Annotated in this window: 21 protein-coding genes; 10 read left to right on the top strand and 11 right to left on the bottom strand. The window is 66.6% G+C overall.

Features of this window, described 5'->3' with window-relative positions:
* The first annotated feature begins 121 nt into the window (after positions 1-121).
* The 5 genes from OP498_RS10950 (at position 122) to mtgA (ending at position 4,963) form a co-directional block, all read left to right on the top strand.
* Positions 122-1,009, top strand: coding sequence for a branched-chain amino acid ABC transporter permease (locus OP498_RS10950; RefSeq protein WP_280550230.1), 888 nt, complete (start codon positions 122-124; stop codon positions 1,007-1,009).
* A 4-nt stretch (positions 1,010-1,013) separates the two neighbouring features.
* On the top strand, positions 1,014-1,997 hold the full coding sequence (locus OP498_RS10945; protein ID WP_280550236.1) for a branched-chain amino acid ABC transporter permease: 984 nt from the start codon (positions 1,014-1,016) through the stop codon (positions 1,995-1,997).
* Positions 1,998-2,161: 164 nt separating this feature from the next.
* A complete protein-coding gene (locus OP498_RS10940; protein WP_280550229.1) occupies positions 2,162-3,271 on the top strand; it encodes an S-(hydroxymethyl)glutathione dehydrogenase/class III alcohol dehydrogenase in 1,110 nt (369 codons plus the stop codon).
* A gap of 19 nt (positions 3,272-3,290) precedes the next feature.
* Positions 3,291-4,145, top strand: coding sequence for an S-formylglutathione hydrolase (fghA, locus tag OP498_RS10935; RefSeq protein WP_280550228.1), 855 nt, complete (start codon positions 3,291-3,293; stop codon positions 4,143-4,145).
* Positions 4,146-4,261: 116 nt separating this feature from the next.
* Positions 4,262-4,963, top strand: a complete 702-nt coding sequence (gene mtgA, locus OP498_RS10930; RefSeq protein ID WP_280550226.1) for a monofunctional biosynthetic peptidoglycan transglycosylase — start codon at positions 4,262-4,264, stop codon at positions 4,961-4,963.
* Here mtgA and OP498_RS10925 read toward each other — a convergent pair.
* Positions 4,945-5,859: a DMT family transporter gene (locus OP498_RS10925; RefSeq protein ID WP_280550224.1), complete on the bottom strand. Its 915-nt coding sequence runs from the start codon at positions 5,857-5,859 to the stop codon at positions 4,945-4,947. The genes mtgA and OP498_RS10925 overlap by 19 nt on opposite strands.
* 420 nt (positions 5,860-6,279) lie before the next feature.
* Between OP498_RS10925 and dctP the strand changes: the two genes are divergently transcribed.
* The 5 genes from dctP to OP498_RS10900 all read left to right on the top strand — a co-directional run bounded on the left by dctP (position 6,280) and on the right by OP498_RS10900 (position 13,223).
* Positions 6,280-7,455, top strand: a complete 1,176-nt coding sequence (gene dctP, locus OP498_RS10920) for a TRAP transporter substrate-binding protein DctP (protein WP_280550222.1) — start codon at positions 6,280-6,282, stop codon at positions 7,453-7,455.
* A 146-nt stretch (positions 7,456-7,601) separates the two neighbouring features.
* Positions 7,602-9,800 (top strand): TRAP transporter large permease subunit, encoded by a 2,199-nt coding sequence (locus OP498_RS10915; protein ID WP_280550220.1) that lies wholly within the window; start codon positions 7,602-7,604, stop codon positions 9,798-9,800.
* A 148-nt stretch (positions 9,801-9,948) separates the two neighbouring features.
* Positions 9,949-10,365 (top strand): DUF4168 domain-containing protein, encoded by a 417-nt coding sequence (locus tag OP498_RS10910; RefSeq protein ID WP_280553525.1) that lies wholly within the window; start codon positions 9,949-9,951, stop codon positions 10,363-10,365.
* Positions 10,366-10,579: 214 nt separating this feature from the next.
* Entirely contained in the window at positions 10,580-12,490 is a 1,911-nt protein-coding gene (locus OP498_RS10905; RefSeq protein ID WP_280553523.1) for a DUF294 nucleotidyltransferase-like domain-containing protein, read from the top strand.
* Positions 12,491-12,500: 10 nt separating this feature from the next.
* On the top strand, positions 12,501-13,223 hold the full coding sequence (locus OP498_RS10900) for a 3'-5' exonuclease (RefSeq protein WP_280553529.1): 723 nt from the start codon (positions 12,501-12,503) through the stop codon (positions 13,221-13,223).
* 104 nt (positions 13,224-13,327) lie between these two features.
* Here OP498_RS10900 and OP498_RS10895 read toward each other — a convergent pair whose 3' ends face one another.
* The 10 genes from OP498_RS10895 to OP498_RS10850 all read right to left on the bottom strand — a co-directional run bounded on the left by OP498_RS10895 (position 13,328) and on the right by OP498_RS10850 (position 24,552).
* The gene (locus tag OP498_RS10895) at positions 13,328-15,001 is read right to left on the bottom strand and encodes a BCCT family transporter (protein WP_280550214.1); all 1,674 of its coding nucleotides are present in this window, start codon (positions 14,999-15,001) and stop codon (positions 13,328-13,330) included.
* Between the two features lie 49 nt (positions 15,002-15,050).
* Positions 15,051-15,479: a universal stress protein gene (locus OP498_RS10890; RefSeq protein WP_280553521.1), complete on the bottom strand. Its 429-nt coding sequence runs from the start codon at positions 15,477-15,479 to the stop codon at positions 15,051-15,053.
* 276 nt (positions 15,480-15,755) lie between these two features.
* Positions 15,756-16,631, bottom strand: coding sequence for a glycine betaine ABC transporter substrate-binding protein (locus OP498_RS10885; protein WP_280553520.1), 876 nt, complete (start codon positions 16,629-16,631; stop codon positions 15,756-15,758).
* 76 nt (positions 16,632-16,707) lie between these two features.
* The gene (locus OP498_RS10880; RefSeq protein WP_280553528.1) at positions 16,708-17,541 is read right to left on the bottom strand and encodes a proline/glycine betaine ABC transporter permease; all 834 of its coding nucleotides are present in this window, start codon (positions 17,539-17,541) and stop codon (positions 16,708-16,710) included.
* Positions 17,542-17,546: 5 nt separating this feature from the next.
* Positions 17,547-18,812: a glycine betaine/L-proline ABC transporter ATP-binding protein gene (locus OP498_RS10875; RefSeq protein WP_280553519.1), complete on the bottom strand. Its 1,266-nt coding sequence runs from the start codon at positions 18,810-18,812 to the stop codon at positions 17,547-17,549.
* A gap of 337 nt (positions 18,813-19,149) precedes the next feature.
* Entirely contained in the window at positions 19,150-20,025 is an 876-nt protein-coding gene (locus OP498_RS10870) for an AEC family transporter (RefSeq protein ID WP_280553517.1), read from the bottom strand.
* Positions 20,026-20,241: 216 nt separating this feature from the next.
* Positions 20,242-20,814: a PRC-barrel domain-containing protein gene (locus tag OP498_RS10865; RefSeq protein WP_280553516.1), complete on the bottom strand. Its 573-nt coding sequence runs from the start codon at positions 20,812-20,814 to the stop codon at positions 20,242-20,244.
* A gap of 117 nt (positions 20,815-20,931) precedes the next feature.
* Positions 20,932-22,908, bottom strand: a complete 1,977-nt coding sequence (gene fhuB / locus OP498_RS10860) for a Fe(3+)-hydroxamate ABC transporter permease FhuB (protein WP_280553514.1) — start codon at positions 22,906-22,908, stop codon at positions 20,932-20,934.
* On the bottom strand, positions 22,898-23,785 hold the full coding sequence (locus OP498_RS10855; protein ID WP_280553511.1) for an iron-siderophore ABC transporter substrate-binding protein: 888 nt from the start codon (positions 23,783-23,785) through the stop codon (positions 22,898-22,900). Before OP498_RS10855 ends, fhuB begins: the two co-directional genes overlap by 11 nt.
* Positions 23,782-24,552, bottom strand: a complete 771-nt coding sequence (locus OP498_RS10850) for an ATP-binding cassette domain-containing protein (RefSeq protein WP_280550201.1) — start codon at positions 24,550-24,552, stop codon at positions 23,782-23,784. Before OP498_RS10850 ends, OP498_RS10855 begins: the two co-directional genes overlap by 4 nt.
* Positions 24,553-24,694: the final 142 nt, after the last annotated feature.

The raw sequence follows: 24,694 nt of genomic DNA, 5'->3' as shown, positions 1-24,694 counted from the left end.
ATGCCCGCCGCGGCGGCCTACCGGCCGCTCGCCGAGAGCCAGGGCAAGCTGGTCAACAACTGATTGGAAGCGGAAGCGGCGGCGGCCTCGGCCGCCGCCCCTCTAACGGGAGGTCCATGACATGACGATGATTTTCGGGGTGCCGGTGATGGTGTTCATGGGCCAGCTGATGCTGGGCCTGATCAACGGTGCCTTCTATGCGCTGCTCAGCCTGGGGCTGGCGGTGATCTTCGGCCTGCTGAAGATCGTCAACTTCGCCCACGGCGCCCAGTACATGCTGGGGGCGTTCGCCGCGCTGATGGGCCTGCAATACCTGGGGCTCAACTACTGGGCAGCGCTGCTGCTGGTGCCCCTCGTGGTGGGCGGACTGGGCATGGTGATCGAACGCCTGATCCTGCGGCGTATCGCCCATCTCGACCATCTCTACGGGCTGCTGCTCACCTTCGGCCTGGCCCTGATCTTCGAGGGTACCCTGATCAATTTCTTCGGGGTGTCGGGCTCGAGCTACCCGACACCGGCGGCGCTGCAGGGCGGCGTCAACCTGGGCTTCATGTTCCTGCCCATCTACCGTGCCTGGGTGCTGGTGGCGGCGCTGGTGGTCTGCCTGGGCACCTGGTTCATCATCGAGCGCACCCGCCTGGGTGCCTACCTGCGCGCCGGCACCGAGAATCCGGCGCTGATGCAGGCCTTCGGCGTCAACGTGCCACAACTGATCACCCTGACCTACGGCTTCGGCGTGGCGCTGGCCGCCTTCGCCGGGGTGCTGGCCGCCCCGCTGTATCCGGTGTCGCCGACCATGGGCTCGAGCCTCTTGATCGTGGTCTTCGCCGTGGTGGTGATCGGCGGCATGGGCTCCATCCTGGGGGCCATTCTCACCGGCCTGGCCATGGGCCTGATCGAGGGCCTCACCAAGGTCTACTACCCCGAGGCGGCCAACACCGTGATCTTCCTGGTGATGATCCTGGTGCTGCTGATGCGCCCCGCGGGACTCTTCGGCAAGGAGGCATGACGTGATGGCCACCACCCACCACCTGACCCCCGCCATGCAGCGGCAGCGCAACGCCCGGCTGCGTCGCAATGGCCTCTACCTGGTGCTGATCGTGATCGGTCTGCTGGCGCCGCTCGCCATCTACCCGGTGTTTTTGATGAAGGTGCTGTGCTTCGCGCTGTTCGCCTGCGCTTTCAACCTGCTGCTCGGCTATGCTGGCCTGCTCTCCTTCGGGCACGCCGCCTTTCTGGCCACCGGCGGCTATTTCACCGGCATCATGCTGGCCAGTTACCCGGGGCTGACCCCGGAGATGGGCATCCTGATTGGCACCCTCGCCGCCGTGGTGCTCGGCACCCTCTTCGGGGTGCTGTCGATCCGCCGCCAGGGGATCTATTTCGCCATGGTGACCCTGGCGCTGGCGCAGATGATGTTCTTCTTCTTCATCCAGGCGCCCTTCACCGGCGGCGAGGACGGCCTGCACGGCGTGCCGCGCGGCGAGCTGTTCGGGCTGATCAGCCTCGCCGACAACCTCAACATGTATTACTTCGTGTTGGCGGTCTTCGTGATCGGCTTCGCGATCATCCAGCGCACCGTGCATTCGCCCTTCGGCCAGGTGCTCAAGGCGATCCGCGAGAACGAGCCGCGGGCGGTCTCCCTGGGCTACAACGTGGATGCCTACAAGCTGGTGGCCTTCGTGCTCTCCGCCGGGCTGGCGGGACTGGCGGGCTCGACCAAGACGGTGGTCTTCCAGCTGGCCTCGTTGACCGACGCCCACTGGCACATGTCCGGCGAGGTGATCCTGATGACCCTGCTGGGTGGGGTCGGCACCCTGTTCGGCCCGCTGATGGGCGCCGGCCTGGTGGTCAGCCTGCAGACCCAGCTGGCGCAGTCGCCGCTGGGCAACTGGGTGAGCGTGATCCTCGGCCTGATCTTCGTGGTCTGCGTGCTGAGCTTTCGCAGCGGCATCGTCGGCGAGATCCAGAAGATGGTGAAAAAGAACTTCAAGTAGGCCCAAGTGGCCGTAACGCCATCGGGCGCCCCGCGGGGCGCCCGTCTTCTTGGTGCGCAGTGAGGCAGGCGCAGCAATTGATGGGGGTCGCGGGAGCTTAACCCGAGGCACCGAATTGCCTAAACTGTCGTCAGGCTCATTACATCCCCAAGGAGAACGAAGCCATGAAGTCACGCGCCGCCGTCGCCATGGAAGCCGGCAAGCCCCTGGAACTGGTCGAGATCGACGTCGAGGGCCCCAAGGCCGGCGAGGTGCTGGTGAAGATCGCCGCGACCAGCGTCTGCCATACCGACGCCTATACCCTCTCCGGTGCCGACCCGGAGGGCAATTTTCCGGCGGTGCTGGGCCACGAGGGGGCCGGCGTCGTCCAGGAAGTGGGCGAGGGCGTCACCAGCGTCCAGCCCGGGGACCACGTCATCCCGCTCTATACCGCCGAGTGCGGCCAGTGCAAGTTCTGCCTCTCGGGCAAGACCAACCTGTGCAGCGCGGTGCGCGCCACCCAGGGCAAGGGCGTGATGCCGGATGGCACCTCGCGCTTCTCGCTGGACGGCAAGATGCTGCATCACTACATGGGCACCTCCACCTTCAGCGAATACACCGTGCTGCCCGAGGTCTCGCTGGCCGTGGTCTCCAAGGCGGCGCCGATGGACAAGATCTGCCTGCTGGGCTGCGGGGTGACCACCGGCATCGGCGCGGTGATGAACACCGCCAAGGTGGAGCCGGGCAGTACCGTGGCCGTCTTCGGCCTGGGCGCCATCGGCCTGGCGGTGATCCAGGGCGCGGTGATGGCCAAGGCCGCGCGGATCATCGCCATCGACGTCAATCCGGAGAAGTTCACGCTGGCCGAGCAGTTCGGTGCCACCGACGTCGTCAACCCCAAGGACTACAGCGACCCCATCCAGCAGGTGATCGTCGAGCTGACCGATGGCGGCGTCGATTACTCCTTCGAGTGCATCGGCAACGTCAACGTGATGCGCTCGGCGCTGGAGTGCTGCCACAAGGGCTGGGGCGAGTCGGTGATCATCGGCGTGGCCGGTGCCGGCGAGGAGATCAGCACGCGGCCGTTCCAGCTGGTCACCGGCCGAGTCTGGAAGGGCTCCGCCTTCGGCGGGGTGAAGGGGCGCACCGAGTTGCCGGGCTACGTGGAGCGCTACATGAACGGGGAGATCAACATCGATGACTTCATCACCCACGACATGCCCTTCGAGAAGATCAACGAGGCCTTCGAGCTGCTGCACCGGGGCGAGAGCATCCGCACCGTCCTCCACTACTGAGCCTTCAGGAGCCTGACCCATGACCATGACCGAACACATCGAGCTGGTCTCGGCCAACAAGAGCTTCGGTGGCTGGCACAAGCGCTATCGCCACCGCTCCCGGGCACTGGACTGCGAGATGACCTTCTCCATCTATCTGCCCCCTCAGGCCGAGGCCGGGCGGGTACCGCTGCTCTGGTGGCTCTCCGGGCTGACCTGCACCGACGAGAATTTCATGCAGAAGGCCGGCGCCCATCGGGTCGCCGCCGAGCTCGGCATGGCCATCGTCTGCCCGGACACCAGCCCGCGGGGCACCGACCTGCCGGGCGAAGATGACAGCTACGACTTCGGCAGCGGGGCCGGCTTCTATGTCAATGCCACCCGGGAGCCCTGGAAGAAGCACTATCGCATGTACGACTACGTGGCCGAGGAGCTGCCCTCGGTGGTGCGCCAGCACTTCCCGGTCAACGGCCGCGAGTCGATCAGCGGCCACTCCATGGGTGGGCATGGCGCCCTGGTGATGGCGCTGCGTCGTCCCGGTCACTACCGCTCGGTGTCGGCCTTCGCGCCGGTCGTCAATCCCAGCGAGTGCCCCTGGGGGCAGAAGGCCTTCTCCGGCTACCTGGGGGAGGACCGCGGCCTCTGGACCCAGTACGATACCTGCGAGCTGGTGGCCCGCGGGGCCTCGAGCCAGCCGCTGTTCATCGACCAGGGCGAGGCCGACGACTTCCTGGAGGAGCAGCTCTGCCCCGAGCGGCTGGAGGCGGTGTGCGCCGAGCACGACCACCCGCTGACCCTGCGGCGCCAGCCGGGCTATGACCACAGCTACTTCTTCATCGCCAGCTTCATCGAGGATCACCTGCGCTACCATGCCGAGCGACTGAACAAGCGCTGATCGGGCGCAGGAGCTCGCCAGTATGACAGGCTGCCTCCCTTCGGGGAGGCAGCGTCGTTATACTGGCGGGTATTCAGGACGGGGCGAGGGGAGCCCATGGCCGAGCAGGGGGCGTGATGAGGGAGTGGTGGCAGATGGCCTGGCGGGTGCTGTGGCGCACCGTGCTGGGCTTCGTGGTGTGTTCCCTGTTGCTGGTGCTGCTGCTTCGCGTGGTACCGGTCTTCGGCTCCATGGTGATGGTGGAGCGCAAGGTCCAGTCCTGGGTCGCCGGGGAGTCCCTCGACATCCGCCACCAGTGGCAGCCCTGGCAACGCCTTTCCGACCACGCCAAGCTGGCGGTGATCGCTGCCGAGGACCAGCGCTTCCCGTTACATCACGGCTTCGACCTCGGCGAGATGCGCCGGGCCTGGGAGGCCAGCCGCAACGGCGGTCGCCTGCGAGGGGCCAGCACCATCAGCCAACAAACCGCCAAGAACCTCTTCCTGTGGACCGGGCGCAGCTGGGTGCGCAAGGGGCTGGAGGCCTGGTTCACCCTGCTGATCGAGGCGCTGTGGCCCAAGCAGCGCATCCTCGAGGTCTACCTCAACATCGTCGAGTGGGACAGCGGGGTGTTCGGCCTCGAGGCCGCCTCACGCCACTACTTCGGCGTCTCCGCGGGCCAGCTCAGCGAGGCTCAGGCCAGCCGCCTGGCGGCGATCCTGCCCGATCCCCGTGGCCGTGATGCGGCGCGCCCCGGCCCCCTGGTGGAGCGACGCAGCGCCTGGATCCGCCAGCAGATGCGCAACCTCGGCGGCACCGGCTATCTCGAGCGGCTCTGAGGGCCGCTTCGCACCACCAGCACCACGCCGGCGATGGCGATGGCCATGCCAGCGAGCGACAGGGGCGGCAGGCGCTCGTCGAACAGCCACCACGCCTCCAGCGCCGTCACCGGCGGGACCAGGTAGAAGAGACTAGCTACCCGCGAGGCCTCGCCGCGCTTGATCAGCGCCATCAGCAGCAGGATGGCGGAGATGGAGAGCACCAGCACCAGCCAGGCCAGGGTCAGCAGGAAGGTGGGCGCCCAGTCGATCTGCCGGGTCTCGAACAGCAGCGCGCCCAGTCCCAGCAGCGTCCCGGCGCCGAGATATTGCACCACGGTGCCGGAGAGCAGCGGCATGCCGGTGCAGAAACGCTTCTGGTAGAGGGTGCCCAGCGAGATGCCGACCAGTGCCACCAGCACGCTGGCCACCGCCCCGAGGCCGAACCCCCGGAACAGCATCTCGCCCGGGTCGAGCTTGCCGCCCAGCACCAGGGCAATGCCGGCGAGTCCCATCACCAGTCCTAGCCACTGCAGGCGCCCCAGCCGCTCACCCAGCAGGGGGCCGGCGAGCCCAGCGGTCAGCAGGGGCTGCAGCCCTACCAGCAGGGCGGCCAGCCCCGCCGGCATGCCCTGGTAGATGCCATAGAAGACCCCGCCCAGGTAGGCACCGTGAACCAGCAGGCCGGATACCGCGATGTGTCCCCACAGCTGCGGCCCCTGTGGCCAGCCGCCCCGCAGCAGCACGACCAGCGGCACCAGCAGGGCCAGGGTCAGCACGAAGCGCACGAACAGGAAGGTGAAGGGCTCGGCATGGGGCAGGCCGAACTTGGCGCCGATGAAGCCGGTGCTCCACAGCGCCACGAAGAGGACGGGCATGGTGGCCAGCCAGGCCTGGTGGTGACGTTCCGATGTCATGGCAAAGGCTTCCAAGGTCAGGGGGTGGGGGCATCATCGCGGTCAGGCGCACCGGATGCCACTCTCGCGGCTCGTGCTTTGGTCGTAGGCGTTCCCGCGACGGAAAATTGGTCAGACCATGATTTTGCCAGTATGAACAGGATGTTGGATTCAGAGTGTCCATGGTCTGACCAATGGTTGAAGTGGCCTTGCGTTGAAAGCCGCTATTGGCCGGGGGTGGGGTTTTCGCTAACTTTCGCTATGGAAGACGTTTCCAGATAAGTGGAATCTTCCCGGAGGCCCCTAAGGATGGCGGGTCGTGTGTGCCGGCCGATCATCAGGATGAGTTGGCACGCGAGATGGCACAGGGAAGAAAACAACAAGATCCCGTTGATGCCCGCCCACGAGTGCGGGCTCGCTACCCAACCAGGAGACCATGCCATGCAAGACGACAAGCAGCCGTCAAGCATCTCATCCGTCGACAACGACAACGACAACACGAAAGTCCTCAAGGAGTTCAAGACCCCGAGCCGGCGTAACTTCCTGAAGGCGGCGGCCGTCGGGTCGGCGGCGGCCGTGGCGGCCCCCTGGGTCGGCAACGTCCAGGCGCAGGAAGGCATCCGTATCCGCATGCAGTCCTCCTGGCCGCCAGGAACGCCGGGCTATCGCATCTTCGAGCAGTGGGCCAAGGGGGTGGCGGAGGCCACCAGCGGTGAGGTGACCATCGAGCCCTTCCCCGCCGGTGCCGTGGCCGGTGCCTTCGAAGTCGCCGATGCCGTACGTAACGGCGTGCTCGACGGCCAGAACTGGTTCACCGTCTACTGGCCGGGCAAGATGCCCGCCGGCGTGTTCCTGACCGCCTACCCGATGGGCCTGTCGATGCCCCATCAGTGGGACATCATGTTCGGCGCCTACGGCGGCTTCGACATCGCCAAGGACCTGTACCGCAAGCAGGGCCAGGAGCTGCTGGGCTATGTTCACCATGACATGAACCTGATCCACTCCAAGAAGCCGCTGCGCAGCTTCGACGACTTCAAGGGGGTCAAGCTTCGTATGCCGGGCGGCATCGTCGCCGAGACCTTCGCCGCCGCCGGCGCCCGTACCACCCTGCTGCCGGGCTCCGAGGTGTATCCGGCCCTGGAGAAGGGCACCATCGACGCGGCCGACTATACCGGCGCGGCCAACAACTTCGAGCTGGGCTTCTGGCAGGTCGCCGACTACATCATCATGGGGCCGCCCTCCACGCCCTGCCTGCACCAGGCCGTCGACCTCATGGACATCTCCGTCAACCGTCGTGTGTTCGAGCGCATGTCTCCTCATGTCCAGGACCTGATGCACGATCTGGTGGCCGCCTATTCCCGCGAGCATTACGCGGCAATCCAGAAGGCCAACGCCGAGGCCTGGCCGAAGTACAAGGAGAAGGGCGTCGAGGTCATCCACCTCACGGAGAACGACGCTGACCGCTTCCGCGAGGTTGCCGTGCCGCTGTGGTTCAAGTGGGCCAACAAGGACAAGGACGCCGCGCGCCTGTTCAAGGCACACCTCGACACCATGATGGACCCGGCCGTGGCGCTGATCACGCCGGAAGACATCAAGGACTACGAGCTTAACCTGTAAGCTGACCTGCTCTACCATGCCGGGTGTTGCTGCCTGCGGGCCGCAGCACCCGGCTTGGGTAGAGTGACCACTACTAATCCCGCATCCCGTCGACTCGATGTTCCGTTGCCATCGCCGGGAGGTGATGGTGTCGCGGAGGAGTATCCATGAATCTTGAGATTGATTTCGTTCTTCCGCACTGGCTCTACTGGTCGGTGCTGCTGTTGCTGCCGCTGGTGGTGATGTTCTTCGTCAACCGCAGCTTCCGGCGCGGTGGCACCATCGATGGCGGTGATACCGCCGAAGTGCCCGCCGGCGAGGAGGTCGAGGTTGGCTACCAGCCACCCGGCAACCTGTTCACCACCATTGTCGACCGTGTTTCCGGGTTTTCCGGCCGCTATGTGGCCTACTGGGCGCTGATCGCCCCCTTCGCCTTCGCCTACGAAGTGCTGGTGCGCTACGCCTTCAACTCGCCGACCAACTGGGTCCATGAGTCGATGACCCTGATGTTCGGCATGCAGTATCTGGTGGCCGGGGCTTATGCCCTGCGCGAGGGGGGGCATGTGCGTGTCGACATCCTCTACCAGCGGGCCAAGCCCCTGAACAAGGCGGCGCTGGACCTGGTGACCTCGGTGTTCTTCTTCATCTTCACCATCGCGCTGCTGACGACCGGCTGGAAGTTCTTCTCCCAGTCGGTGAGTGACCAGTTCTTCTTCGGTACCAGTTACGCCAACGAGACCTCCTTCACCGAGTGGGCCATCGAGTTCTATCCGGTGAAGTTCATGATGTTCTTCGGTGCGCTGTTGCTGCTGCTCCAGGGGTTCGGCCAGCTGGTACGTGACGCCCAGGCGTATCGCTACCACTGGCGCCTGCATGCCGGTAGTCGGACCTTCGCCCGCGTGTTGCTGATCATCGCCTTCGTGCTGGCGGCCTGGATGGTCTTCGAGATGATCAACATCGCGGTGACCGACTACGACAGCCTGGCGGGCAGCCTCGAGCACAGCCTCGGCTCCGTTGGCATCGGTGCCCTGACGCTGGTGATGTTCGGCTCGCTGATGGTGGTTCTGGTGGCGGGCCTACCGCTGGCCTTCGTTACCGGCGGCCTGGGGGTGGCCTTTCTCTATCTGATCGGCGACCAGGCCATGCTCAACCTGATGCCCTCGCGCATCTTCCCGATGATGACCAACTACCAGCTCTCAGCCATCCCGCTGTTCATCTTCATGGCGTCGGTGCTGGAGAAAGCCGGCATCATCGAGGAGCTGTTCGATGTCGTCTACAAGTGGATGGGCGGCCTCAAGGCGGGGCTGGCCATCGCCACCGTCATCGCCTCGACCCTGCTGGCCGCCATGGTCGGCGTGATCGGCGCCGCGGTGGTGACCATGGGCCTGATCGCCCTGCCGGCGATGCTCAAGCGCAACTACGACCCGGAGATCGCCATTGGCTCGATCATGGCCGGCGGGACCCTGGGCATCCTGATCCCGCCGTCGATTCTGGCGATCATCTACGGCGTGATTGCCCAGCAGTCGGTCGGTGAGCTCTACCTCGGCTCGCTGATCCCCGGCCTGATGCTGGCCTTCATGTACGGTTTCTACTGCTGGCTGCGTGGCACCCTGAACATCAATATGGCGCCGCCGATGCCGGTCGAGGACCGGGTCGACATGAAGGAGAAGCTGCGGCTGCTGCGCAACATGCTGGCGCCCATCGTGCTGGTGATCCTGGTGCTGGGCGTCATCTTTACCGGCATTGCCACCCCGGTGGAAGCGGCCGGCATCGGCACCTTCGGCTCGCTGATCGTGGCGGCGATGCACCGGCGCCTGACGTGGCCCAACCTCCATGCCGCCTGCATGACCACCCTGGTGGCTTCGGCGATGGTGATGTGGATCATCTTCGGTGCCAGCATCTTCGTCGGCTTCTATATCCTGCAGGGTGGTCAGAGCTTCGTGCAGGAGCTGATCTCCGGCGCTGGCCTTGGTCCCTATGCGGTGCTGATGCTGATGATGGTGCTGCTGGTGGCGTTGGGGATGTTCCTCGACTGGGTCGGCATCCTGCTGCTGGCCGTGCCGATATTCGTTCCCTTGATCCAGGGCCTGAGCTTCAACGGCGTGTTCGGCCTGCCCGGGGTCGACCCGGCCGATGTCTCGCTGTGGTTCGGCGTCATCTACCTGGTCAACATGCAGATGTCCTTCCTCAGCCCGCCGTTCGGCTATGCGCTGTTCTACATCAAGGGCGTCTGTCCACCGCATATCACCATGGCGCAGATCTTCCGCTCCTCCTTCCCCTTCCTGGGCATCCAGGCGGTGGGATTGCTGTTGGTGATCCTCTTCCCGGCGCTGGTGACCTGGTTGCCCAACCTGGCCTATGGTTGACGTCAGGCGCTAGATCCGATGAGGTATCGAAGGCGCTCCTTGAAGGGGAGCGCCTTTTCTTACAACCCGTTACAACACTCTGTGAACTCGCCGCGACGCCGGGCGTCACAGGGTGGCACATTCATAACGCAACACCCTGGAGGTATTCATGCAACGGATGACTGCACTGTTCTCGGCCGCATTGCTCTCCCTCGGCCTCGCTGCCACCCAAGCGCAGGCCGAGCAGGATGACGCTGCGGCGAACAACGCAGAGCAGCCGCAGGCGACTGCCCCGGCCCAGGACTTCTCCGACCAGCAGCTGCAGCAGTTTGCCGACGCCTCTCAGGAGATCGCCGTGATCTCTCAGGAGTACACCCAGCAGCTGCAGGCGGCAGAGGATAAGCAGGCCCAGCAGGACGTCCGCAAGGAGGCCAACGATGAGATGGTCAAGGCCGTTCAGAACAGCGGTCTCGAGGTGGATACCTTCAACGCCATCGGCCAGGCCATTCAGCAGGACCCGGAACTGATGCAGCGTGTTCAGGAAATGGCCAAGGCCAGCGCCGCTAGCGACGGCCAGAACTCGTAACACCAGTCCACCGCAGAGTGGCTGTTCCTTAGGCCACCGAAAGGCCGCCCCGTGAATGCCATGGGGTGGCCTTTTTCGTGACGGGTCTCGGTCATGGCATTCGTACCGAGAAGCCGTGGGCAGGGGTTCGCTCCCGTCGGGCTCGGCCCTGCTTTACAGCGCCGGCAGGCCATTCCAGAATGTTGGCCAGACATGAACGGGCGGGAGCAAGGACATGGACGTGGAACTGCTTGAGATCCGCCAGCACCTGGGACGCTTTCCGCCCTTCGACGGGCTCTCCGACGAGCTGCTCGACAAGGTGGCAGGCAGTATCGAAGTGGCCTACTTCAAGGCCGGCATTGACATCCTGGTGCTCGATCAGGAGGTCCATGAATTCTGCTACATCCGCAGCGGAGCCGTGGAGGTCTACCGCCGCGGTGGTGAACTCTACAATCGCCTGGGAGAGGGCGACATCTTCGGCCACTTCAGCCTGCTGCGGAATCATCGTGCTCGCTTCCCGGCTCGGGCCATGGAAGACAGCTTGATCTACTTCATCCCCGAGTCCACCTTCCAGCGGCTCTGCGAGGTCGACGACAACTTCGCCGATTTCGTCGAGCTCGAGCGCCCGCGCCTCGAGTCGACGGTCAAGGATGACAAGAAGAACAGCGACATGATGATCACCCGGGTGCGCAAGCTGCTGACCCGCTACCCGGTGATGGTCGAGGCCAGCACTACGGTGCAGGAGGCCGCCCGCCAGATCACGGACTCCGGCGCCTCGGCGGTACTGGTGCTCGACGCCCCCGGCGATACCCCCCGCTATACCTTCCGCGACAGCCAGGATCGCCACTGGCAGGTGCAGGGCATTCTCACCGACAGTGACTTCCGCAAGCAGGTGGTGGCCGAAGGGCGCCCCCCTGAGACGCCGGTGGGGGAGGTGATCGGTCCCCGCCTGATCGCCATCCAGTCCGACGAGTCGGTGCACGAGGCGATGCTGTGCATGCTGCGCAACAATATCCATCACCTGCCGGTGATGCACCGTCGCCATCCCGTGGGCATCGTGCACCTCTCCGACATCATCCGCTACGAGACCGGCAGCAGCCTCTACTTGGTGAGCAACATCTTCCACCAGTCCAGCGTCGATGGCCTGGCGCGGCTGGCACCCGACGTGCGTGCCGCCTTCGTGCGCATGGTCGGGGAAGGGGCCGACTCAAGCATGGTGGGCAGTGCACTCTCCACCATCGGCCGCAGCTTCACGCGCCGGCTGCTGGAACTGGCTGAGGAGGAGCTGGGCCCCCCGCCGGTGGGCTACTGCTTCATGGCGCTGGGCTCGATGGCGCGCAACGAGCAGTCCATCGTCACCGACCAGGACAACGCCCTGGTGCTCGCCGACGACTTCGACGCGGCCCAGCATGACGCCTACTTCCTGACGCTGGCCCAGCGGGTCAGCGACGGCCTGGATGCCTGCGGCTACCCCTACTGCAAGGGCGATATCATGGCCACCAACGCCCGCTGGCGCCAGCCCCTCTCGGTGTGGAAGCAGTACTTCCAGGACTGGATCGATCACCCCTCTCCGGAGCGCCTGCTGCACAGCTCGATCTTCTTCGACCTGGACGCCGTGCACGGCGAGAATGCCTTCGTCGAACAGCTCCAGGATCTGGTGGCCAGCCGGGCCCCCAAGAGCCCGCTGTTCCTGGCTGCCATGGCCCGCAATGCCCTGAACCGCACCCCGCCGCTGGGCTTCTTCCGGACCTTCGTGATGGAGAAGGACGGCAAGCACAACAACTCCATCAACCTCAAGCGCCGCGGCACCGCACCGATGACGGACCTGATCCGGGTGCATGCCCTGGCCTGCGGGTCGCGGGCCCAGAACAGCTTCGCGCGGCTCGACGATATCGACCGGACCCAGCTGCTGGCCCCGGGGGTGAACCAGAAGCTGCGCTATGCCCTCGAGTTTCTCTCGATGTCGCGGATCCGCCACCACATGATTTCTATCGAGCACGATCGGGTAGCGGACAACAACATCGACCCGGAGAACGTCTCCGACACCGAGCGCCACAACCTCAAGGATGCCTTCCAGGTGTTGAGCAACGCCCAAAAGTTCCTCAAGTTCCGCTATCCCATGCCGTCGCGCTCCCGGTCTCGCTGACATGGCCGTGATGCGCCTGCGCCCGCGCGCCTCCGCGCCCACCCCGGGCTGGCCCGGGTACCTGGCCGGCCGCGCCGAGGCGGTCAGAGACCCACGCCTGGCCCGCTACTTCGCCGCCGGCCTACCGGCCCCCGAGACTCCCATCGGCGAGGCGTCGATGGTGGCCCTGGACATGGAGACCACCGGACTGGACGAGCGGCGCCACGCCATCGTCAGCATCGGCGTGGTGCCCTTCACCCTAGGGCGCATCGCCCTGTCACGGCGCCGCTATTGGGTCGTGCGGCCCCCGCGCCCGCTCAGCGAGGAGTCGGTGACCTTTCACCATATCACCCACGCCGACATCGCCCGGGCTCCGGATCTCGACGAGATCCTCGGCGAGCTGTTCGAGGCCCTGGCGGGGCGCCTGGTGGTGGTCCACTACCGGCATATCGAGCGGCCCTTCCTGGACGCCGCGGTGAAGGCCAGGGTGGGGGAGGGCGTGATGTTCCCGGTCATCGATACCATGTCGCTGGAGGCACGCATTCATCGCCAGTCGTTGCTGGCCCGCTTCAAGCGCTGGATCGGCAGGCCGCCGGCCTCCATCCGCCTCTACGACAGTCGCGCGCGCTATGGCCTGCCCGTCTATGCGGGGCACCATGCGCTGATCGATGCGTTGGCCACCGCCGAGCTGCTGCAGGCCCAGATGGCCCGCCACTACAGCCCGACGACGCCGGTGAGTGCGCTCTGGAGCTGATCGGCGGCAAGGTATTCGTGTGATCCCCCCCTGAACGCAGCGAGGCGGCCCTGGGACCGCCTCGCTGAGTCTTGTTGGCCGTATCGCGGCCGGTGGATTCCGGGTTACTTGGCTTTCGGCTCACTCATCAGTCCCTTGACGATGGCGTAGCAGCCCACCAGCAGCACCAGCGTAAAGGGCAAGCCGGTGGTCAGGGCCGCCGTCTGAAGGGCGGCGAGGCCGCCGCCGAGCAGCAGGGCGATGGCCACTGCCCCTTCGATCAGCGCCCAGAAGATACGCTGGGGCTTGGGAGCGTCCACCTTGCCGCCGGCGGTGATGGAGTCGATCACCAGCGAGCCGGAGTCCGACGAGGTGATGAAGAACACGATCACCAGCACAATGCCGATGAAGGAGGTGATGGCCGTCAGCGGCAGATACTCCAGCATGGTGAACAGCTGCAGCTCCAGCGCGGCATCCTGCACCTTGGTGATGCCTTGGTTGATCACCTGGTCGATGGCAGTGGTGCCGAAGGCGGTCATCCATACCACCGAGGCCATCGACGGCACCAGCAACACCGAGATCAGGAACTCACGCACGGTGCGGCCGCGGCTGACGCGGGCAATGAACATGCCGACGAAGGGCGACCAGGCGATCCACCAGGCCCAGTAGAAGGCCGTCCAGCCTTGGCTGAAGTTGGCATCCTCGCGCCCGAACGGCATGGAGAGCGCCGGCAGGTGGGTCACGTAGCTGATCAGATTATCGAGCACGCCGGTAGCGATCATCAGCGTCGGACCGACGAAGATCACGAACAACAGCAGCAGGGCGGCGAGCACCATGTTGATCTGTGATAGACGCTGCACGCCCTTGTCGACACCGAGCATGACCGAGCCCAGTGCCACCAGAGTGATGCCCATGATCAGAACCACCAGGGTGGTATCGGTGTTGGGTATGCCGAATAGATAGTTGAGGCCACCTGCCGCCTGGGTAGCGCCAATACCCAGCGAGGTCGTCAGGCCGAACAGAGTGGCAAACACCGCCAGGATATCGATCACATGCCCCGGCCAGCCCCAGACACGCTCCCCGAGGATCGGGTAGAAGATCGAGCGCATGGTCAGCGGCAGGCCCTTGTTGAAGGCGAAGATCGCCAGCGACAGGCCGACGATGGCGTAGGCGGCCCAGGGGTGAAAGCCCCAGTGAAAGATGGTGGCCGCCATGCTCAAGCTAATGGCGCCGGCCTGGTTACCTTCGGCAGCACCCAGCGGGGCCCAGTCGGTACGTATACCATCCTCGCCCATGCTGATACCGCCCATGGAAGTGCCAAAGTGGGTCAGCGGCTCCGAAACGCCGTAGAACATCAGGCCGATGCCCATGCCGGCGGCAAACAGCATCGAGAACCAGCCGAGATAGCCGAAGTCCGGCTTGGCGTCGGCACCACCGATGCGCACCTTGCCCATTGGCGTGAAGATCAACACGATCGCCAGGATCACGAAGACGTTGGCGCTGAGAAGGAAGAACCAGCCCAACTTGGTGGTCAGGAAGCTGAACATGCTGTTGAAGATCGGCTCCATCTGATCCTGCAGGGCCAGGGTGATGATCACGAAAAACAGGATCACTAGCGAGGAAAAGATGAAGACCTTGCCGTGCAGGTCCACATTCACGCCCAGCGGCGAGGCGGTGATGTTGTCCTGACCGATCACGTAGTCAGTATCGATGAGATTCGCCGCCCCCTGCGGGGCGGGAATCCCCTCGGAGCCGGTGTTCGGCTCCTGGGGTTTCTCGTCTTGAGGATCTTGAGCCACGAGACATCTCCCTTGCAGTTATTGATGTGCTTGCTTTCGCTGATCCGGCTTATTCGCCGGCGCCGGGACGTACCAGGAATACAGAGGCCCTGGTATGGGTGGCGATCTTCCCACCGTGGGACGGCATGATCACGTCCAGGTGCTTGGGGGGATGGGTCGGCACGACGACCAGGTCGGCGCCCACCTCGTCGATGGCCTCGATCAGGTCGTCATCGAGATCGGCGATCGGGTCGGGACTGACGATGGTATGGGTGCTGACCGGCTGGCCATGGACCTTGTGCCGCTCCTGGGCGAAGGCCTCGAGCTTCTGCGTGTACTCCTGGGGCGTACGCGCCACGCTGCCAGGCGTATTGGCGGTCACCCCCACGTAGCAGATCTCGGCATCATAGTGGCGAGCAAGATCCGCCACCGCCTGCAGCGACGGCTCGATCAGCTCGAGATGTGCCAGGTCAACCGGCACCATGATCTTGTGGAACATGCCTGTATCTCCTTGTTGGCCACGAAGGTCCTGCGAGTCTGTTCAGTGTGACCGTTCCGCGCCACCTTGCCAGGCGACGATTCAACGGCGGTACTGTACATCTCGAGTGGCCATCGTACCCATCCTCGCCGCGGATTGCAGTGGACCTGTCTGCATTTGGCGACAGAACTCGTCAAGATTGGCCGCCTCGACAACAAGAAGGGGAGGCACCCTGCGGTGCCTCCCCTTGCGCTCGATGCGGTCAGCATCGCCGGACAGGCGAAGCTCGGCATGCCCTTACGATTCGGGCAGCCACTCCTGAACCACGTCCTGGTTCTCCTCGACCCATTGCTTGGCGTTCTCGTAGGGGTCGGCGTCGTCCGCCTGGTTCATCAGCATGACCTCACCCATCTGCTCGGGGGTCCATTCGAAGGCGTCCAGGATCGCGTAGGCCTCCGGCATCTCCTCCTCGAGCCCCTGGCGGACGATGGTGTGGATCTGCTCGGCGCCGCCGTAAACGTTCTCCGGATCCTCGAGGTACTTGAGGTCCCAGCGGGCGAACATCCAGTGCGGCGTCCAGCCGGTGACCACGATGTCTTCTTCGTTGTTGATGGCGCTGTCCAGCGCGGCCGTCATGGTGGCGCCGCTGCCGCTCTGGAGGTCGATCTCCTCGAGCTCGTAGGTCTCGACGACCTCCTCGGTGAGGCTCATGATGCCGGCGCCCGGATCGATGCCGGTGATCTTGCCATTGAAGGCGTCGGCGTTTGCGTCGAGCTCGGCGATGGAGTCGACGTCGGTGTAGGCCGGTACCACCAGGCCGAGCTTGGTACCGTCGAGGTTGGGACCCAGGTCGACGACCTCGTCGCCCACGCGCTCCATGTAGTCGGCGTGGGTGGTGGGCAGCCAGGCGGCGACGATGGCGTCGGCATCGCCGCTGGCCACGGCCTGCCACATGGCGGCGGCGGAGAGGGAGGTCATCTCCACCTCAAAGCCTTGCTGCTCGAGTACGGCGCGCACCACGTTGGTGGAGGCGACCTCAGAGGCCCATTCAACGTAGGCCAGGTGCACGCTGCCCTTGTCCTGGGCCTGGGCGGCACCGGCGGTGAGCGCGGTGCCGGCGACCATGGCCAGGCTGGCGAAACGGATGCGACGGTTCAGCGGGTGCTTGTTCATCGTGTACCTCTTTATTTAGCGTTCAACCACATACCCTTGAGGTGCCCCGGGGTGAATTCAAGGGGCCCCTCATGGATCAGGACTTGCGGCCCTTGCGCAGGGACTGGGTCACGCGATCGAGCAGCATGGCGAGGATCACCACGGCGATGCCGGCCTCGAAGCCGTCACCCGGGCGCAGGCGCTGGATGGCGCGCCACACCTCGCTGCCCAGGCCATCGGCGCCGATCATGGCGGCGATCACCACCATGGAGAGTGCCAGCATGATGGTCTGGTTGATGCCGGCCATCAACGTGGGTAGCGACATCGGCAGCTGCACCTTGAACAGCTTCTGGCTGCGGGTGGCACCGTAGGCATCGGCGGCCTCGATCAGCTCCACCGGTACCTGGCGGATACCCAGGGTGGTGAAGCGGATTGCTGGCGGCATCGAGAAGATCACCGTGGCAAAGATCGCCGACACCGAGCCGATGCCGAAGAAAGGAATCGCCGGGATCAGATAGACGAAGGCCGGCATGGTCTGCATGAAGTCCAGGATCGGCATGATGGTCTTGTAGAGCCGTTCCGAGAGTGCCGCGGCGATGCCCACGGGGAGGGCCATCACCACCGCCACGAAGGTGGCGATCACCACCAGGGTGAGAGTCTCGATCATCGGCTCCCAGAGCCCCAGGTTCCAGATCAGCGCCAGGCCCAGGGCGGCACCGATGCCCAGGCGCAGGCTCGCCACCCACCAGCAGAGGCCGACAATGATCGCCAGCAGGCCCCACTCGGGCAGCCACATCAGGCCATCGTTGAGCCCGTCGATGCCGGTCTGGGTCACCCGGGAGATGGCGCGGGTGACGACGGAGTATTCGCTGGTCAGCCAGTCGAGGCCACCCTCGATCCAATCGCCCAGCGGGATGCTCGGAATCTCGATAGCCATCATGCGTCTCCTGCCGCTGCCATGTTTTCGTTCGCCTTTTCGTTGCCGTCTTCTCTCACCTCAGCAGGCTCGGCGGCCCGGGCCAGCTCGTCGAGGACGGCGCCCTTGACCACCACGCCCAGCAGCCTGTGGCTGTCGTCCACCACGGCGATGGGGAAGCTTTTCTCGCTGAACATGGCGAAGAGGTTGTGCAGCGGTTCCTCGGGGCCGACGGCGCGGAAGTCCTGGGTCATGAAATCGCGAATGCTCTCCCGGCCTTCCTTCGAGGCCTTCTCCACGGCGTCCACCACGACGAGCCCCTGTAGCTTGCGGTCGCGGGTGGTGACGTAGATGGAGTCCAGCCCGTGCTCGTGCATCTTGCGCAAGGTGGTGCGCGGGCCGTCCTCCTCGCGGGCGGTCGCGCGCACCGGCCGCATGGCGTGCTGGGCGGTGAGGATCCTGGACATGTCCACGCCCTCGATGAAGCGTGCCACATAGTCGTCCGCGGGATGGGTGAGGATCTCCTCCGGCGTGCCGATCTGCACGATCTCGCCATCCTTGAGCAGGATGATGCGGTCACCTATGTTGATCGCCTCGTCCAGGTCGTGGGTGATGAACACCGTGGTCTTCTGCATGCGGTGCTGCAGCTCGAGCAGCTCCTGCTGCATGTCGCCGCGGATCAGCGGATCCAGCGCCGAGAAGGCCTCGTCCATCAGCAGCACCGTCGAGTCGTTGGCCAGTGCCCTGGCCAGCCCCACGCGCTGCTGCATGCCGCCGGAGAGCTGATTGGGGAAGGCATCCTCCCAGCCGTCCAGTCCCACCTGGTGAAGGGCGTTGCGGGCCACCCGGGTCCGCTCCTGCTTGTCCACGCCGCGGATCTCGAGGCCGAACTCGGCGTTCTGCTGCACCGTGCGATGGGGGAAGAGCGCGAAGTTCTGGAACACCATGGAGAAGTGGCGACGGCGGCACTCCAGCAGCGCCTTTTCACCGAGCTCGGGGATATTCTCGCCGTCGATGACGATCTCGCCCTCGCTGGGCTCGATCAGGCGGTTGAGGCAACGGATCAGGGTGGACTTGCCCGAGCCGGACAGCCCCATGATCACCAGCAGCTCACCCTCGTAGACATCGAAGTCGATGTTCGACAGGCCCAGCGTCTGGCCGGTCTTGTCGAGGATCTCGGGACGTTTCAGGCCCTGGTTGCGCAGTTCGAGCGCCTTCTTCGGCTGGTTGCCGAAGACCTTGCTCAGGTTGCGTACCCGAATCTTGACGTTTCGGTTCTCGTTCATTGGCTCTGCCTTTTGTCGGCTCTCCGCCACCGGGCGGGAAGCGCCGAAGGGTCGAGTGTCGTGACGTAAGTAAATGACGTCATGATGCCACGCTGCTGCGTTGACAGCGGCATCAGGTGACGATGGAGTGGGGACTACCCTAGAGGTTTTTGAATGATCATTCAAATTAAAACCCCGAGTATCGAAGCCCTTCAGGGTGGCGCAAGGGTGGCCCATGTGTCGAATCTGGCCACCTCTTGGCCCACGACGGGCCGCGTCCGCTCGGCCCTCGTCATGGTCAGTCGGCGGGCACCAGGCGGCCCGGACACTCGGTGACCAGCCACTGGCCGTCGGGAAGCTACATCAGGATCGCCAGCAGGATCGGCAGGTAGACCAGCGACAGCAGGGTGGAGCAGAACACCAGGCTCGCCACGTACTGCGGCTCGCGGCCCGCCTTCTGGGCGAAGAGGTAGTTGAACACCGCTACCGGCATGCTCATCTGCAGCACCAGGATGGCCAGCGCCATGGGCGGAAGCGCCAGCAGGGTGCCGATGCCCCAGGCGATCCCGGCCGCCACCGGGATGCGCAGCAGGCTGAAGCCGATGCCGGAGCCGAGGTTGCGGGCATGGATGCTGGCCAGCGAGACCCCCAGGGTGATCAGCATCAGCGGCACCGTGAAGCCCGAGATCAGGTCGACGCTGTTGGCGAGCCAGCGGGGCAGGTCGGTGTCGGTGAGCAGCAGCCCCAGGGCGACCAGGATGGCGTAGACCACCGGCGTCTTGGCCAGCGCCTTCAGCGGGTTGCCGCGGTTCGCCAGCAGGGTGCCCAGGGTGAACTGGAACAGCGAGACCGTGACCATCACCGTGATGCCGAAGGCGAAGCCGGCGCTGCCGAAGGCGTAGAGCACCACCGGCAGGCCCATGTTGCCGGTGTTGGGGTACATGGTGGGGGCCAGCAGCACCCGCCAGTCCTTGCCCAGCAGCCGGGCCAGCAGGAAGGCCATGCCGGCCATGGCGGTGAGTACCAGCGCCGTGGCGAGCATGGTGCGCCCGAAGCTGCCGGCGTCGATCTCGGCGCCGGCAAGCGAGGCCAGCACCAGGGCCGGGGTGCCGATGTTGAACACCAGTCGGGTGACGAAGGCCACCGGGAAGTCGTGGCCGAGGCGCACCCAGATGAAGCCGAGCCCTGCGCCGGTGAGCACGGGCGCCATCACGGCGAAGAGTTCGGCGAGCATGGGCGGCATCCTTGCGTGGCGGTGGGAGAAGGCCACGTATTGTCGTGAATCCTGGCCCCTCGGGGCAACTTCGGCGTGACGCCGGCATGAAAAGGCCCCGGCACGAGCCGGGGCCAAGGATCGAAACGCCAGCCTCTTCAGAGTAGAACGCGTAGCTGGCGCCCAGCAAAAAGCCCGGTCGATGACCAGGCTTGGCAGGCAGAGGGCGGCCGGGGGTTACTCGGCGGGTCGGTCGGCGGCCTCGCGGGTCCGTTCGCCGACGTTCTCCAGGGCCTCGCCGATGTGGTCCAGGGCGCGGGACGCCCCTTCCTGGGTGGTTTCCCAGGCACTGGCTGCGCCCTGCTTGGTGCTCTCCCAGGCCTGATGGGCCCCTTCCCGGGCGTTCTGCCACCAGTCGTTGGTGTACTGCGGCTGCTGGGCGATCTGCTCCTCGCTGAGGTCGACATTCACCCGGTAGTCGATCTCCTCGAGGCTGTTGCCGTTCTGGGTCTCGACGGTGAACTTGCCGGCCTCGATGACGAAATGCTGGTCGCCCTTCAAGTCGAACAGGTTGCCGGTATCGATGACCAGGGCGCGGACCTGCATGTCGTTGTCGAGCAGGATGTCCTCGACCTCGCCGATCTGTTCGCTGCCGGAGGTGGCGTAGACATCGGCATCCAGCAGTTCGTCGGCCGAGTAGAGGCCCTGGGGCTGGGCCAGGGCACTGCCGGTGACGGCCAGACCGCCGGCGAGCAGCGCCCCGAGGGTGGCCTGCCTGATGGCGTGATTCAGCGGTTTGTGTTCGGCCATGCGTTCACTCCTTGTGATCCGTGAAGGGCCCTGTGATCCATGGCGCCTGTCGACGCCTCACCTGGTTAGTGTGGTCAGCGGCCGGCGAGTTCAATGGCGAGCCCGCCGCGGGCCCGGTCATCGGCGACCGAGGCCCCACATGAAGTAGGCGCCGCCCAGCAGCGAGGCCACCAGGCCGGCGGGGATCTCGGCGGGGAACAGCAACTGGCGGCCCAGCCAGTCCGCCAGCACCATCAGCAGGGCGCCGATCAGCGCGGCCCCCAGCAGGTGGGCGCGGGCCCGGGAGAAGCCCGCCAGCCGCGCCATGTGAGGCGCCAGCAGGCCGACGAAGGAGAGCGGGCCCACCACCAGGGTGGCGCAGGCGGTCAGCAGCGCGACCAGCAGCAGCAGCGCCAGCCGGGCCCGCTCGACCCGAATGCCCAGCGCCGCGGTCGTGGCCGCCCCCAGCGGCAGGATATCCAGCCAGCGGGCGAAGGGGCGGGCCGCCAGGGCCAGCACCACGGCGAGGCCCGCGACCACTGCCGCGCTGACCGGGTCGACATAGTAGGTGGAGCCCGATAGCCAGGCGATCACCTGCTGGCCGCGAGGGTCGCCGCCGGCCAGCACGATGGCGCGCACGGCGTCGAACAGGGCGGTGATGGCCACGCCGCTGAGCAGCAGCCGTTCGGGCACGAAGCCGCTGCGCCGGTTGAGCACGACCAGCACGGCCAGGCTGGCCAGTGCCCCCAGGGTGCCGGCGGCGACCAGGGTCAGGTTGCCGGGAGCGGGCAGCAGGAAGAGCGCCGCGATCAGGGCCATGGCGCTGCCGCCGCTGATGCCCAGCACCTCGGGGCTGGCCATGGGGTTGGCGGTGAGGCGCTGGATCAGGGTGCCGGCGATGGCCAGCATCACCCCGCTGGCAGCGGCGGCCAGCAGCCGCGGCCAGCGCCACGCCAGCACCGCCTCGTCGAGGGTCGCGAACCAGCCGCCGGCCGCCTGGCCCAGCAGCAGCCCGAGCAGGGTTGCGACGAGCAGGCCCAGCGCCAGCCCCGCGGCCAGGCGCCCGGGGGCCGGGTGGCGCGGCGCCAGGGCCGTGGCGTTGGCGGACGGGCGGCCGGCCGCCAGGCGCAGCCGGGGAATCAGCCACAGCAGCAGCGGCGCCCCCAGGGCGGCGGTGGTGGCCCCGGTGGGGATCAGCGTGGGCAGGGTGCCCGCGAAGCGCTGCAGCAGCAGGTCGGTGGTGGCCAGCAGCAGGGCGCCGAGCAGCGTCGACCAGAGGAGCCGAGCCCCCAGGCGGCGCGCCCCGGCCAGGCGCACGATATTGGGCGCCGCCAGGCCGATGAAGCCGACCACCCCCACCACGCTGACCACGCAGCCGGTGAGGAAGACCGCCAGCCCCAGCCCCGCCAGGCGCAGATGCTTCAGCGAGACGCCCAGGCTCCTGGCGCTGGCATCGTCGAGTTCGAGCACCGTCAATGGCCGCAGCAGCAGCCAGGCCGCCAGGCCGCCCAGCAGCAGCCGCGGGGCCAGGAAGGCGGCGTCATGCCAGCTGTTCTGGGCCAGCGAGCCGGCGCCCCAGATCAGCAACCCCTTGAGGGTCTCCTGGTGGAAGAGCAGCAGCACCATGCCCAGGGCCCCGGCATAGAGGTTGACCACCAGGCCGGCGAGGACCACCACCGCGGGGGAGAGGCCGCGGCGCCAGGTCAGGGCGAAGACCAGCACCATGGCACCGGCGCCGCCGGCCAGGGCCACCCATTCGCGCCCGGCCAGCAGCAGGCCGGGGGCGAGCAGGGTGGCGGCCATCAGCGCCAGGTTGGCGCCGCTGGCCACCCCCAGGGTGGTGGGCGCGGCCAGCGGGTTGCGCAGCACCTGCTGCATCAGCACCCCCGCCAGGGCCAGGCCGCCGCCGGCCATCAACGCCATGGCGAGGCGCGGCCACCAGCTGTAGTGGCGCACGAGTGATTCTGCACTGGCCGGCGTCACCGTCGTCAGCGCGCGCAGGCCATCGAACAGCCCCTCCTCGGCGAGCGAGCCGAGTATCAGGGCCAGCAGCGCCAGGCCCGGCAGCAGGCAGACGAGGGCAGGGGCGTGGCGGTGGGCGGTCTCAGTCGTCATGGGGCGCCTCCGCCAGGGCGGCCACCAGGTGGTCGGCGAAGCGCTGCGCCGAGGGCAGGGCGCCGAAGCTCCATACCGGGGGCAGGGTGATCAGGGTGTCATCGCGCACGCTGGGCTGCCGCTGCCAGAGGCCGCTGTCGGCCAGCGCGGCCTCGACCCCCACCGGGTAGGGTTCGACCACCACCAGCCGGGCCTCCAGGCCGGCCAGCTGCTCGAGGCCGACCAGCGAGAAGCCCCAGGCGTTGGTCTCGCCGCGCCAGGCGTTCTCCAGCCCCAGGCGGGCCATCACGGCCTGGTAGAGGCCGCCCTCGCCGAACACCCGGACGTGGCGCTCGTCCATGAACTGCACCACCAGCAGCGGCGGCACCCGCGCGGGTAGCCGCTGCCGCAGGGCCGCCAATCGCGTCTCCGTCTCGGCGATCAGCCGCTCGGCGGCCGCCTCCCGCTTGGCCAGACGACCGACCTCGCGGGTCAGCTCGTGCAGCTGGGGCCAGGGCTCGCGGCCCGGGGCGTAGAGCGGCAGGGTCGTTACCGGGGCGATGCGCGACAGCCGCGGCGCCAGGTGGGCGAACATCGGCGAGATCAGGATGTGGTCGGGCGCGAGGCTCGCCAGCAGCTCCAGGTTGGGCTGGCTGCGTAGGCCGAGATCGACGCTGGCCTCGGGCAGGCGCGGCGCGCGGACCCAGGCATGGTAGGCATCGATCTGGGCGACCCCGGCCGGCGTGACGCCCAGCGCCACCAGGGTCTCGGCCAGGGTCCAGTCGAGGGTGGCAATGGCCGGCTCGGCCAGGGCGCGAGGCGTCGGCAAGAGTGCCAGGGCCAGCAGCAGCGTAGGGACGAGACCGCGGAGCAGCCGGGCGGGCGCGTCATGCGTCATGCATGGACCAGGGCGACGGGATGGTGGCCGGTGGGATGCGCCATCACGCGCATGGGAATGCCGTAGATCGCCTCCAGGGTGGCTTCGTCCATCAGTTCGGCCGGGGTGCCCCGGGTCAGCACGCGCCCGCCGTGCAGGGCGACCAGGTGGTCGCAGTAGCGTGCCGCCATGTTGACGTCGTGGAGCACGATGACCACGCCGAGCCCCAGGGTCTGACTGAGCTCGCGGATCAGCGCCAGCACCTCCACCTGGTGGGCGATGTCCAGCGCGGCGAGCGGTTCGTCGAGCAGCAGGAAGTCGCTGCCCTGGGCCAGCAGCATGGCCAGCCAGACCCGCTGGCGCTCACCCCCGGAGAGGGTGTCGACCAGGCGCTCGGCGAAGGCCTCGGTGTGGGTCGCAGCAATAGCCCGCTCGATGGCCGCCTCGTCCTCGCGGGTGTGGCGGCCCAGCAGGCCTCGCCAGGGGTAGCGCCCCATGCCCACCAGCTCGCGGCCGAGCAGATTCTCGGTGGCGGGCAGCTGCTGGGGCAGGTAGGCCACGCGGCGGGCGAACTCTCGCTGCCCCCAGCGGGCCAGGGGGCGCCCGGCGAAGGCCAGCTCGCCTTGGCTCGCCGGCTGCTGGCGGGCCAGCAGCTTGAGCAGGGTCGACTTGCCCGAGCCGTTGTGGCCGATCAGGCCATGCACCCGGCCGCCCTCCAGGGTCAGGTCGGTGGGGGCGAGCAGCGGCCGGTCGCTGACGGTGAAACCGGCTCCGCGCAGTTCGAACATGCAGGACGCTCCTTCGGCGGGCCCCGGGCGGGGTGGGCGATGGGCGCTACCTTACCCCTGGTGATAATGGTTATCAATAAGATCTGTTTCGGGACGGCCGCCTTACCGGTATGCTGTGGCGTTTCACCCTCCAGGATCCCCG

This window comes from Halomonas sp. 25-S5 (assembly GCF_029889845.1).
Classification (GTDB): domain Bacteria; phylum Pseudomonadota; class Gammaproteobacteria; order Pseudomonadales; family Halomonadaceae; genus Halomonas.
Note: the sequence above shows the minus strand (reverse complement) of the source record. Positions and strands in the feature narration are given on the sequence as shown.